Consider the following 12722-nt stretch of genomic DNA (forward strand, 5'->3'; position numbering starts at 1 on the left):
TACCTCCTAAAGCAAATAATATTTTGTCCTTTTAAAACTGTATCTATATATATTCTACACTATCTATGTATACTCCTTCAATTTTACGATAAAAATCAATTTTGCATAGAAAACTAGCCTTTTTTAATGTAATAATAATGTTTTTAATATTTTTAGTCATTCTTCAAAATAGTTATTATCAATTCTTTTTATCTCGTATAGTTCTTGAACGATTACACCAACATTAAAATCTATCATATATTCAGCTAATCTGTACCCGTCTATTAGAATTATTTTTTTAGTTGTTAACCTTTCAACATACTCTTTGGCTTCTTTTGTAAAATTAGAAGTTGTTATAAAAATACCTTTACTCGCCCCATGTCCATCTAAAGCTCCTGCAAACGCCTGAACGTCTGGTCTTCCAACAGGTCTATCTTTCCATCTTTTAGCTTGTATATAGATTTTATCAAGCCTTAATTTATCTTCATTTATTATACCATCTATACCTTCATCATTTGTTTTTTGGGTTCTTTCTTTTGCTTCTTCTTTAGAACCCCCATATCCCATTTTTATTAACAAATCTAATACTATTTCTTCAAACTTATAAGAATCTACTTCTTTTAGTTTTTGTAGCAATTCGTCTATTAGAGAATCTTTTATTTCATTATAAGCATTGCTAATTCTTTCAAATGGGGTCATATTATCTTCTGGCTCTCTCTTATATCCATCTGGACCTTTTACCTCTTTATGCAGTTTAAATTCTTTAAAACTATCATATTTCATTAGATATTTATAGTCTAAATGCTTAACTCCCTCTGCCAACAATTTACTTCCTTCTTCAGTAATTTTGAATTCTCCTCTCTTAGGAGACTCTAAAAGCCCCTCCTTCTTTAAATACGTAGCCGCCCATCCAATTCTATTATAGAAAATTTTAACACCACTTTCACTTCTTGAATTTACTTCTTCTTCTGTCAAGTTAAATACATTTTTAAGTTTTTCTTCTAACTCTTTATATTTGTGTATTCCACCATCAGAAAGAATTTTAAGTAACGGTAACATAATCTCTTCATATGTAGGTATAGCCATCTTATCAACTCCCATGTAAAGCATATTTATATATATTCAACAAAACTTTGCAAAATCCTCTAAAACTATACATGAAAATAAAAACAGGCAATATGTATTAATGTATGCCTGTTTTTTATAGCATATAATTTTATAATATAATTAATCTATCTTTGTAAATTTGCCCTTAATAAGCCGATATTTACTTAAATCAATCCCATTAAAGTTTGAAATTTTACTACCTACCTTTATAAAATAGCCTGCTTCTTGAACTCTTGGTATATTCTGTGTAAAATCAAATTCTGTAAGGAGTTTGATTTTTCCTTCAAATTTATTGTAAACAACACGAGTTTACTTTTTCATAGCAAACTCATGAGTATAGCTTTCTTTTTTTATATAAAATTAATAAAAACCTTTTTTGCTAGATTTTATACAATATTTATTGTATCACCTTTTCCGGTTTTGGTAAAACAGGCCTATCTTTGTATTCATTACATGTATTCCTCCTGGAATCAGAGCAAATACAGCCATAATCCGAATCGCCCTGTGGACATTCTATCATCATATATCTTGTTTTCTTAAGCCAATTAGTAATCTTTATATTATTCCAGTTTAACATTATTTTTAACTGTTTTAGCCTTGGAGTTTCCCAAAGGGAACTTGCATTGCCCTTATCATTATTAGAAATGTTTCTTAAAATATAATTTTCAAATGCTTCTTTAAAGTCATTTATTTCACCTGTTTTATCCTCATCTCCTAAATTCCATGTATCATTATTAAACAATGATGTATATCTTGCTTTTCTATCAAATATAAACAAACTCGGTTTTATTTCTATACTACCTAAACCTAATGGTTTGCCCATACCGATCTTGTGATAATGATTTTCTTGTAAATCTAATACAAATAGTAATGCACCTAATTCTTCCTTTGTAAGATTTTCAAAACGTATACGTGATTTGAATTTAACATTTCTTTTAATTGGTTTTATAATAGTATGCTGAGTATCATTTATTACTTTTCCTTCATTCCAACTATATTTGTCTGCTGAATTATCAGGTGTATTCCTATGCCAGTAAAGTTTATAGCCTCTAATAAGTGTATCTTCATTGTCCCAATGTTTTATATCCGTTAATTTAGTATTTTCTCCATCAGGTTGCTCTAAGTAAAGCTGAAAAGCTGTAGGTTTTGGTGATGCAAGAATCTTAGGCGATGTCTCTTTCATAAATATATCACTTTGACCCTCATCTAAAACAGCATCTTCAAAAAATATTCTACTTGCCCATTTGCTCTCTTTCCCAAAAATAGCTTCTGCAAAATCTGTTATATTATCTGATTTTAAGTTTTCGGGTACATGTTCACCTATTGTTAAATCATAAGGCAATCTAAAGAATCCCGTATGACCAAATGCTGTTTTTTTATTTCCTTTTTTATCTACATATTCAACATAAAATACAGGAACACCATTAGGTAATTCTACTTTTTCATTGTTTGGTAACGTAACCTCTTTATCCTTAGCCATTTTTAAAAGGTCATAGTATTCTGGTAAATTTCTATTTATATCGTTTTTATAGTCTTTTATGTCATTTTCGGATAACTCTATAAAATTATCTAAACTACTGATAGATTTTATAATCCAATTTTTTCTTTTCATATTTATGTATCCAGACCATATTTTATAGCTATTATTATATTTTTCAAGTACAAACTCTTTAGATGTATCTTTAAATCTATCATAGCTTGCTGGAATAATCTTATACTTCCCATTATCATATACAAGATATCCCGCCTTTATTTTATCTTTATCAATCTTTGAAGAATATAGATCTTTTAGAGAAGACTTCTTACCTGCAACGTCTCTATAATATAACCTTCTCTTATCTTCAAAAAAATTAAATTTCCCAAAAGAAACTATCTCTACTAAATTTCTAATCATACCTCTCAAAGAACTGCCAGGAATTATTGGTGATCCACTTTTCATAGAAAAAAAATCACTTTCTTCTTTATCTCGCCTTATATATATAGGTGTTTTTGTTGTAATCGTAATGTCTATATATCCTGAATATCTATCATCATGAAATTTATTAAATTCCGGAATATCCTGTGCTTTTACTACACATTCATTTAGTGGAATAAAATTATACGGAGCTTTAGCAGGTATTCCAAATTGCGTTTTTTGTTGAGGTTCATAGTTTTTCTGACGATTTTCTGTTTTCCCTTTGTTTTTATAATTTAAGTTTTTCGGTATATTTGACTGATTATTTTCTTTACTATTATCAAAAGTTAATAAATAATCATATCCTTTTTTTGTTTTTTGTAAGCTGATTTTAGTTTTTTCCATAATAATAACCTCCAAACATTAAATAACTGATATTTTTAAAAACCTACTGTCAACAAAACCAGCTTGTCCAATTTCATTGTAGCCTATATAATTTCTCGTATGTAACACTAAACTTTTCTTATTATTGTTTAGGTCCTCAATTGAGTTATTACCTATAAATTCCCTTGGTACTATATATCTAATTCCTCTTTTTTCAGAAACTTCTATAAAATTACCTTTATCTTCAAATTTACTTCCATACATTATTTGCTTAGCATCAATATATTCTATTTGATTCTCTTTTGCATCAGCATCTTCTTTCCTGTATCTATATTTAAATTTGTTTTCTGACCTCCAAATATACAATTCTTCCTTTTCATTAAATATTCTCATTTTTTGAAGATATTTTTTAAAATTAGGTGATTCATTATTGTAAAATTTGATTTCACCATTTTGTACTGTTCCAAATAAAACTGCATAATCAAGCCAGCATACTATATATCCTTTGCCAACATCTTTTATTTTTTGAATAAATGCATCATTGTTTAATTCATTGTCCATATCTTTTTGTTCAACTTTTGAATAAATTGTTTTGATTTCATAAATATCATTTAGCATCCCAATCCCTCGCTTTTTTTAAGAATTCTTTAACAAAATTTTCTAATTTCTCTTTATCTTTATCATTAACTAATACTTTGTTTGTCCTTTTATCATCTTCACTTTTTTGAATAGTATATTTTTCTACATTATATTCAATTTCTATCCCTTTACCTTTTAAGACTCCTCTTCCTATATTTTTTTCTCCGCCAATAGGCAAATCTTCATTCCATAAGTCTTTCAATACTAAAAGTAAAAGCCCAATTTCCCAGTCTTTTGCATCTTTAATTTTTATTTTTAATCGCACATTTTCATCATTATGCCAAAGAGGTTTAGATTGAAATAAAGCACCTGCAATTACTCCTCCTGTAAATCTATCAATCTTTATTCTTGCCTGCTCTTTTTCAATCACATTCTCAACTATACTCTCATCAATAATTACTCTGCTTTTGTATTTAGTCTCTTCTTTATTTTCTGTATCAGCCCAGCCAAATAATTTTTTTAAATCATCATTTTCTTCTTGATTATTCTTGCATAATGTGTTTACTATCTTAAAAGCTCTCGATCTTATCGCACCTTTTAGTGAAGTTCCAGTTAAAACATTTTTGCCATTATATTTTATGTGTACTTTATCCGGATCTTTGGAGTCCGTTGTATATGAACTTATAATAAGTGAGCTCTTTATTGAAAAATCTGCAGTTATAATACAATCAGCATTATCTTTTTTAGAAAGTATATCTATCTTGCTTAAATCAAGTTCTATCTTCTTTAAATCAAGTTTATCTTCTGGCAAATACTCATTCTGTAAGAATTTCAAATAATTTATCCCATCATTAGGAAAATCAAATTTTAATATCTGAAAGTTTTTTAACTTAAATCTTCCAAATCCTTTAGTAGTAAATGCACCAAACTGAACATTACCAGCCTCAAACTCAGTAATTATAGTTTTTAATATTTTTAGAATATCATTTGTCTTATTTTTAAAGCTTTTCCTTATCTTAATTTCAGCTTTAAATTCAAATTCTAAGTCTTTATTAACTATTTCATAATCATATTTTGCTTTCTCTTTTGCAGTTCCAGTTTTTTCATCTATTGCCACACCATCTCTAACAGTTATCAAGTCTTCTTTAGGGTTGTCCATAATTTTTAAAATCTTCAAATCACTAAGAATAAAATGACTTTGAACAGCTTTATTGTTATTTAGATTTTTAGAACCCCAAAAATACTCCCATGTTTCTTTATCTTCTTCTTTAAAATTTTTCGAAATATGGTGTCTTAATGCCCCCACAAAAGAAGTTGCTGGTATATAAGGATTGCCATTCTCATCTTTTATAATTTCTATATCAATAATATCACCTTTACCCGTACCAATTACAAAAGGTGAAGTGTTTTCTAAAATACCTTCTATAACAATAATACTTGCAAGTTTAGAATTATCATTCATCTTTTTCTCCCCCCTGCTTTTTAAATAATCTTAAATATCTAAAGAAGCTAATCCAGTATGTTTTTGACAGATTAAAATTATCCAACTGTATCTTTAATTCTCCAACAGCTTTTGATAATTTGTCATAAAATTCAATTTCATTTGAATTATTATTAAAAATATCTAATTTATATAAATTATCCCATAAATTTAAATTTTTTAAGGTTTCACCAGCAGGCTTTTTCTCCAAATCTTTTAATTTTGTTTTCCAATCATCAAATTTATTAGTTTTAAACAGCATCCCTTCAAGCCGTCCTATTAAATTGTTTGAAATGGTTTCTTTTCTGTTTTTATAATCCTCTGCTTTTTCAAAAGCTTTAAATTTTAAAATTTCTTCTGCTTTTTGTTTTACTATATTTTCTAAAATAGCCTTTGAATATTGGATGATTATTCCCTTATGTCCATCTTCTTCATCATATTTCCTCTCATAATTTTCTTCCAAAGACGAATATACCTTGACCCTGCCAAATCCTAATTCTGTTTTTTCTCCAAAACCATATATTAAAAGAGAATTTAATTTTTCTTTTAAATCATTACAACCCTCAATTTTTATTTTGAATGCAGAACCTGGTGAATAAGCTAATTCACGCGTATTTTTCATTCTCCAAACACCAATAAAGTTTTCAACATACTCGGTTTTTGCAATAATTTTTTCTACAGTAATATTGAAACAATCAAAGTGTTTTTTTAGGTAATTTTCTAATGCTTTCACAGATATATCAGGAAAACCCCATTCGTTATATAAAATAACAGGAGAAGTTGCTACTATAATAAACTCATCTTTCACATCTTCTAAATCGTCTGTGTCTTCTAAATCGCCAAATTCTATATTTACTAAGCCATATTGTGCACTTTTTGATCTACCAATAAAAGAGGTAAAGTTGTCACCAAATATTCTTTTTATTTCTTCAAGGTATCCCTCATCACCTATAATAAATCCTTTGAATTCTTCTCCTTCGTTTATTGCCTCATAATAAAAGATTTCTTCTCCTGTAGCATGTCCTTTTTCTCTGTTTCTTGCATTATGAAAATAAAATGTTGTTGAGACGTCATGGGAATAAATTTTATCGCTATTATAATAAACCATTTTATTCACTGGCTTTGTTTTTATGCTTTCAGGAACTTTTTCTAAAATATTGTACATTTGATCGGAATCTTCTCCTTTTTCTTTATGTAAATAAAGTGCTGGGTAGTAAGTTTTATCTTTTTTAAAGGGATATGCAGAAGTAAATAAAATCTCATTTTTTAAAAATAAATTATAAAAATTGTCATCTTTATGGGCAGCATTACTTAAATTAAATTCCTTTATAAATTTATTCGCAAATAAACCTCTAATTGTTGTAGATGGTATATATTTTTCTGTATTAATTGTGTTTTGCTCTCCTATCTCTTTTGCTAATACAATCGGAGATAATATAGTTATTTTGTAAGATAATTTTTTTATATTTCCTTTTTTATTAGCATTAAATTTTCCTGAATCAGAAGATTTAATCTCTTCTGTGATATTTTTATCATTATCATTATTTAAATATTGAATAGCATCATCAATACTGCTAATTTTAATATCTTCAATAGTGCATTTTATTTCACCAAATCCACGATTTCTTGATGTACCAATTCTTTTTAGATTAATTGCAGCCAAATACAATAGAGCGTTTTCTTTTTTGCTCAAAGAAGTTATTTCATAAAGTTCACCTTCAAATTTTAAACCTGGCTTTAAAACTCGAAATGTCCTAAGTGAACCCTCTTTAGCAATTTCACCATCTTCATCTATAGAAGTTTGCTGCCTTATAGATGTATAATAAGATGCAATTTGAGAAGGATGTATAAAAATGTTATATGTGCTTTTTTTATCACGTTTTAAGTTTTCAACTTCTTCTCTTATATTCTCATAATCATTTATGTATAAATTACCTATATGCAGCTTTCCTTCTACAAAACCATCTTCCCCAAATATGCTTTTAACAATACTATAATCTTCTAAACCTAACATATCGCAAACTTCTTTTGCACTTTCTTTTAATACACCTTTTACACGTCTTGAAGGAATGTAGGGAAATCCAAGGTCATCTAATACTACATCGCTATCTATTATACCTGCACCTTCTCCAGAACTTGATAACGTATATGATAATAATTTTATACCAATTTTCATAATAATCCCTCCGGATAAAAATCTATAAGCTCTATAGCATCAAAATATGGTGTCTCTTTGTTTTGCCATATATGTTCATGATAATACATTCCTTTTATCTGTGGTAGCTTTACTCCTTTAGCTTTTAATTCTTTCACATAAATTTTCGCATTATCTTTATCTTCAAATAAAATTTCTCTTAATTTCATAATTTTATTTTTGGGAATATTTTTAAATTCTTTAACAATATATTTTAAATTTTCTAATGACTTCTCTTCATTTGTTTTGTCAACCCGATAAGGTCCAAAATGAAGATTTCCATTTACAGTTGATAAATGCTTATTTATAATACCATCTAAGCTGCCGCTCCAACCAGATGAAGAGATAAAAAAGTCAATATAAGAACCTTCCTTTTTTCTCGATTCCTTTTTAGCTTTGTCAATTAAACCTTCTGCTAACTTATAAGCCCTATAAAAGGGATATTTTGTCTTTACAATACTTACCCCCCCACATACAGATAAAGGCTCGTTATTTATGCTGTGATTAGCAAATTCCTTAATAAATATTTCAGCTAACCAAATCCCCAATCTGCCATCTGAAATAAAAGTTATATCATCCCCGCCTAAGACAATGGGTCTTATTGGCAATATAATCTTTCCATTTTCCGTACTTAGTTTAAATTCTCCATTCTTTAAATCAAAAGCTTTATTTTTCTTAATTTGTTTTATTAAAATCTCTATCATTTTTTTAAATGTCTTTTCTGTAGCATTTCTCACGCCAATCGACAGCTTCCTATATTCTGAAAGACTTTCGCATTTTGAAAATCTCTCACCCATTTTATTCCCATCAATATGCACAACAGCAATATAGTCTTTGCCTTCTTGTTGACCTAATTTTTCGATGTCATTTGTTAAAGTATATTTATCATTGAGTATATCATTTATTTTATCTATCATTTCATCTTTAGCTTTGTCTGAAAATTTTAATTTGGTCCAAGCTACTGAAGAAATGTATTTTATTTTTGCATCTTGTTCGTTAAAACTTTCGGCTCTTTCTGGATCCTCAAAATTTTCTGCACTTTCATTAGTTCTTGGACAATCAAGTGTAAAACCATATTTAGGTAATGTTACATTAGGGGAATATTTGTTTTTATTTTCTCTTAAATTCTCGTGTAAATTTTTCATAGAATTTTTAAAATTATCTAAATCAAAATCGTGTATTATTCCAAAAGCTGTTTTTAAACCTGGCACTTTAACTAAAAGAAGCTTCGTATAATTTTTTATAAATTCTGTAGTTTTATATTTATCTTTAAATAAAACTAATGCATTCCCTCCGCCTATATATCCTATCTCAACTTCTTCACTGTCTTGGTTTATTTTGATATTTGTAGGATCATTTTCCCATTCCTTAATGTCTATATCCCTACTAAACGTTACTTTTAAAGCTTCTTTTAAAATATCTTCATATATTTTTTTAACCAAAAACGATGCACCAATATTTTCTTTTAGCTTATTGCTTAAAAAAATATATTCCTGTATTGATACTGTATCAATTAAAACTGCACTTAATTTCATCTAAATACCTCCTCACAAATTTTATCTCCAATATCTGCCCAATCATCTACGCCGAAAACAACAATCTTATCTTCTGCTGTTCCTGTTACAAAGGATAAATCTTCTTGCAATTTTTTAGTACCTCTATTGCTATCCTCTTTATATTCTTTTTTTAGTCCTGTTATTAATATTGCTTTACTTTCATCGCCACCTATTTGTCTTACCCTATGGATAACTTCAAAGCCTTTTAATTTGCACTCTCCTTGTCTTGTTGAAGTTGTTAGCGATATTCCTATTAATTGGTAGCCATGATTATACAAATATCTAATTCAAAATTGGGTGAATTTTCCTTACGTGCTTTTAATGATATGCCAAAATGTTTTCCTTCTTGTAGTCCTCTATTCAATAATTCATTTCTTATTTCATTATAAACATACCATTCAAACCATTTTCCATCTAAAAATTTAACAGTATCTTTTATACGATCAGAAAACAGTGTATTGCTTATACTGTCATCCGGTATCCATAAGTTTTTTCCATCATTTATTCTTTTACCTTCAGGAAATGCATTTAAAATATCCCAAATAAAATTAGGAGTATAATAATTAAATTTAATTATTGGTAAACAATTATGTTCAGAAAGATTATCAATGTGCTGCTTAAATTTACCTTTATTTTCCAAAATTTTATCAGGTCCTTTAAAAATTTTTCTAAAAGGATCCTCCAACCATTTTAGAAATTCTTCACCTTTACCACCTTTAATAGCATTTTCTATTTCCTGTGATATATTATCAAAACTATCTGCAAATTTTTGCTTATAACTATATGTATCATAAATTTCAAAACTAACATCTTTATCATACAAATGAATTGACAAGAGTGTCTTTATGTCTATTTTTATTTTATCTTTTAGAATTATATCTTTTTCATTATAATCATATACAAGTTTATAACTTCTTGCATCTAAATAAGAGGCATTAAATTTGTCACCAAACTTTTCTTTTAGAAAATTATACACATGAGCAACCATTGTTTTTGTACCACCAGTATAATTTAGATGAACTTCATCAATCTTTTCTTTCGGAAATATTTCTAAATCATTTCTTATACTCTTTGGATTAGATATATCAGAAAGAGGTAATAGGACACAATTATTATTTAAATCTAAATGTTCTTTTAACTTTTCAGCATAATCCTTTGTACTACTCTGATTAATTTTATCATTTCTTTCTGAGTAAATTAATACAAATTTATTATAATTTTCTTTTAAATAACTTCCTACAACATAATTTGGCAATGGATTTGTGCCTATAAGTAATACCAAGACTTTCTCATTCACAGTTTTAATCCCCCTTAAACAAAAACATTATCTTAATTTTTAGAAGTTCAAATTTAAACTATATATTTTTCTACCTTATTTATTAACTCATTTAATTTATCTTCAAACTTCTTTGCATTCATTGGATTGTCTTTATATCCTGCATGATTAATATCATTACGCAAAGGTTTTATCTCTGTATATAATATTCTTATTAAGTTTTGGTAGTTTTCGCTATTTAACGTTTTTAAAATACTATCAACTACTTTTTTATTTTTAAGTGCTATTACTCTCCATTTATTCTCCGGTAAAGAACGATGCTTAATATATATAGCATTTTCAATAATCTCCCTTTGATTTTTATTATTTTTATCAAATCCTAATTTATTACAGAAAAAATTTATAATTCCTTCTTCGAGTATAGTAAAGCCCTGCTGTATAAGACTATGTTCACTGCACCATTTGACTATTTCAAGCATGTTTTTATTTTCATCGTCACTAAAATTTTTAAATCTATCATTTAACCTATCTATTACTGGTTTCATTGGCTTAATATATGCCTTATCTGCTATACGTACAGCGTATTCAAGTGTATTCTTTAATTCTAATCCACCCTTAGAGATTTCTTTACCTCTACATGTAGCAACATTTTTTGTGTATTTTTCTAGTTTTTGTGCAAAGTCACTTAATATATTTCTCTCATCTTTCATACCTTTAAGGTGCAACTCTTTAGTGCCTAATTTCATTAAATAATTTATGTGTCTAGCATCACCAGTTTCTATAAACCGATCAATTCCTACGGTCCAATCAAGTAGTCTTACAAAAGGTGTGAGGTCAAATATAGGAGCTATATCTGATTCTTCAATATCTTTTATTTCCTTACCAACTGCTTCTATTGCTCCATAATATATGCCTTTTATTTCACATTTTCTAATAAATTTGGCATAATTTAAAATAATTAGTGCCAGTATTGGAATTGAGCGAAATGAATGTGTAATATCAAATATTATTTCATCCCCCTTATCTATTTGTTCTAAAACTTTATCAAATATTTCCCAAAGTTCATTTTCATTTTGTCCTGAGGGTATATCAACATAATTAATACTTAGTTTGCCTTTATATTTGTCTAAAACCTGTTTTAAACCAGGATCATTTGGATATTTCTTATTTTTAAACCAATTTGCATTAGTAGCCTCTTCAGTTTTAAATATAAATATGCTTTCTAAATTAACATTATTTTTTAATAAAATATCAATAAGAGCTTCCTGTACATAGCAACTACTTCCACTTTCAATACTATCAAATTTATATTTACACTTAGTATAAGCTCCTGTGCCGAGAAATGAAAAAAACTTAATAGTCATTTCTATGTCCACCTCTCATATTTTCTAAATCTTACATGGGTAAATAATCTACTTACTTTTATGTTTTCACCATTTTTAATCTCAGTGATAACTTCTCTTTTTGTAGTTGAATAAACAGGAATCAAATCATTTTTTAAACAAAAATCAACAATTAAAAAAGTAGCTCCAAAATCTCCTTGTACAAGTACATAATCGCCTTTTCTTGCATTAATATTTAACCAACTAATTAAATCTTGTAAACAAAAAGTTAAGTTATCATCGTATGGAGAAATATCTGACCATTGGACCTTTAAATTATCTGGCAAATATACAAACTCATCTATGCCTAAATTTGCAATGGCATCTTTTTTTTGAAAATCTGTAAGTTCATGAGAAAATATTAAAAACATCCTTTTCAAATCTGTTTGCTTCATCTTATAAACCTTCTTTTCATTAAATTCTAAAAACTTTATTTTTTGACAATTTTTGTACTTCAAATATTAAATATTATCTTATATATCAATATTCTACATAACTTTCCAAATTCCTTTTAAAGAATTGTATTTTTATATAAAAATGTCGTTGAGTACCATAATAAAATGAAAAAAATTCAATAAGCAACCATATATTGAATTAGGTCCTACTTATTATGAAGAGAAAAAATCGTAATATGATTATTCGTCAATCTTTAAAAAAAGCTAGAGTCTTTAGGTCTTAAGGTCACGGTCGAATCTGCAGTGTCTTAATTTTTAATTTAACTTTATTAACCATTTATTTATCCCATATTTTTACATCGATATGGGTTTAGTTTTTTGTTGCCTCTTTGAGAGACACTATTTTCAGGATAGGTAGGCTAAAAAAGCTCCAGTAAAATCAAGGCTTCCGGGCAATTGAATAGTTTCAATTCCTTATAGGTAAGCTAAAAACTTA

10 protein-coding genes and 1 pseudogene are annotated in these 12722 nt (G+C 27.7%); 1 reads left to right on the top strand and 10 read right to left on the bottom strand.

Features of this window, described 5'->3' with window-relative positions; translation table 11 throughout:
• Positions 1-156: 156 nt before the first annotated feature.
• The 10 genes from BUB32_RS11170 to csx20 all read right to left on the bottom strand — a co-directional run bounded on the left by BUB32_RS11170 (position 157) and on the right by csx20 (position 12226).
• Positions 157-1065: a restriction endonuclease gene (locus BUB32_RS11170; protein WP_072969450.1), complete on the bottom strand. Its 909-nt coding sequence runs from the start codon at positions 1063-1065 to the stop codon at positions 157-159.
• Positions 1066-1483: 418 nt separating this feature from the next.
• Positions 1484-3385 (bottom strand): TIGR03986 family type III CRISPR-associated RAMP protein, encoded by a 1902-nt coding sequence (locus tag BUB32_RS11175; RefSeq protein ID WP_072969451.1) that lies wholly within the window; start codon positions 3383-3385, stop codon positions 1484-1486.
• Positions 3386-3403: 18 nt separating this feature from the next.
• Entirely contained in the window at positions 3404-3982 is a 579-nt protein-coding gene (gene csx19 / locus BUB32_RS11180; protein ID WP_072969452.1) for a type III-D CRISPR-associated protein Csx19, read from the bottom strand.
• Positions 3972-5405: an RAMP superfamily CRISPR-associated protein gene (locus BUB32_RS11185; protein WP_072969453.1), complete on the bottom strand. Its 1434-nt coding sequence runs from the start codon at positions 5403-5405 to the stop codon at positions 3972-3974. The genes csx19 and BUB32_RS11185 overlap by 11 nt, the downstream gene beginning before the upstream one ends.
• Positions 5398-7599, bottom strand: coding sequence for an RAMP superfamily CRISPR-associated protein (locus tag BUB32_RS11190; protein WP_072969454.1), 2202 nt, complete (start codon positions 7597-7599; stop codon positions 5398-5400). Before BUB32_RS11190 ends, BUB32_RS11185 begins: the two co-directional genes overlap by 8 nt.
• The gene (locus BUB32_RS11195; protein WP_072969455.1) at positions 7596-9152 is read right to left on the bottom strand and encodes a Cas10/Cmr2 second palm domain-containing protein; all 1557 of its coding nucleotides are present in this window, start codon (positions 9150-9152) and stop codon (positions 7596-7598) included. The genes BUB32_RS11190 and BUB32_RS11195 overlap by 4 nt, the downstream gene beginning before the upstream one ends.
• The gene (locus tag BUB32_RS13155) at positions 9149-9451 is read right to left on the bottom strand and encodes a hypothetical protein (RefSeq protein ID WP_234949281.1); all 303 of its coding nucleotides are present in this window, start codon (positions 9449-9451) and stop codon (positions 9149-9151) included. The genes BUB32_RS11195 and BUB32_RS13155 overlap by 4 nt, the downstream gene beginning before the upstream one ends.
• Positions 9427-10470, bottom strand: a complete 1044-nt coding sequence (locus BUB32_RS11200; protein WP_234949282.1) for a DUF1887 domain-containing protein — start codon at positions 10468-10470, stop codon at positions 9427-9429. The genes BUB32_RS13155 and BUB32_RS11200 overlap by 25 nt, the downstream gene beginning before the upstream one ends.
• Before the next feature lie 53 nt (positions 10471-10523).
• A complete protein-coding gene (gene csx2 / locus BUB32_RS11205) occupies positions 10524-11813 on the bottom strand; it encodes a TIGR02221 family CRISPR-associated protein (RefSeq protein WP_072969456.1) in 1290 nt (429 codons plus the stop codon).
• Between the two features lie 2 nt (positions 11814-11815).
• Positions 11816-12226, bottom strand: a complete 411-nt coding sequence (csx20, locus tag BUB32_RS11210) for a CRISPR-associated protein Csx20 (protein WP_084727015.1) — start codon at positions 12224-12226, stop codon at positions 11816-11818.
• A gap of 181 nt (positions 12227-12407) precedes the next feature.
• On the opposite strand from csx20, the pseudogene BUB32_RS13160 reads away from it, so the two are divergent.
• A pseudogene (locus BUB32_RS13160) lies at positions 12408-12538 on the top strand (IS110 family transposase); the annotation flags it as partial.
• Positions 12539-12722: the final 184 nt, after the last annotated feature.

This window comes from Thermoanaerobacter uzonensis DSM 18761 (assembly GCF_900129115.1).
Lineage (GTDB): Bacteria > Bacillota > Thermoanaerobacteria > Thermoanaerobacterales > Thermoanaerobacteraceae > Thermoanaerobacter > Thermoanaerobacter uzonensis.

Bases quoted from the DNA above. Each gene is read 5' to 3' on its own strand.
- BUB32_RS11170 (WP_072969450.1), bottom strand. From the start codon at position 1,065: ATGGCTATACCTACATATGAAGAGATTATGTTACCGTTACTTAAAATT.
- BUB32_RS11175 (WP_072969451.1), bottom strand. From the start codon at position 3,385: ATGGAAAAAACTAAAATCAGCTTACAAAAAACAAAAAAAGGATATGAT.
- csx19 (WP_072969452.1), bottom strand. From the start codon at position 3,982: ATGCTAAATGATATTTATGAAATCAAAACAATTTATTCAAAAGTTGAA.
- BUB32_RS11185 (WP_072969453.1), bottom strand. From the start codon at position 5,405: ATGAATGATAATTCTAAACTTGCAAGTATTATTGTTATAGAAGGTATT.
- BUB32_RS11190 (WP_072969454.1), bottom strand. From the start codon at position 7,599: ATGAAAATTGGTATAAAATTATTATCATATACGTTATCAAGTTCTGGA.
- BUB32_RS11195 (WP_072969455.1), bottom strand. From the start codon at position 9,152: ATGAAATTAAGTGCAGTTTTAATTGATACAGTATCAATACAGGAATAT.
- csx2 (WP_072969456.1), bottom strand. From the start codon at position 11,813: ATGACTATTAAGTTTTTTTCATTTCTCGGCACAGGAGCTTATACTAAG.
- csx20 (WP_084727015.1), bottom strand. From the start codon at position 12,226: ATGAAGCAAACAGATTTGAAAAGGATGTTTTTAATATTTTCTCATGAA.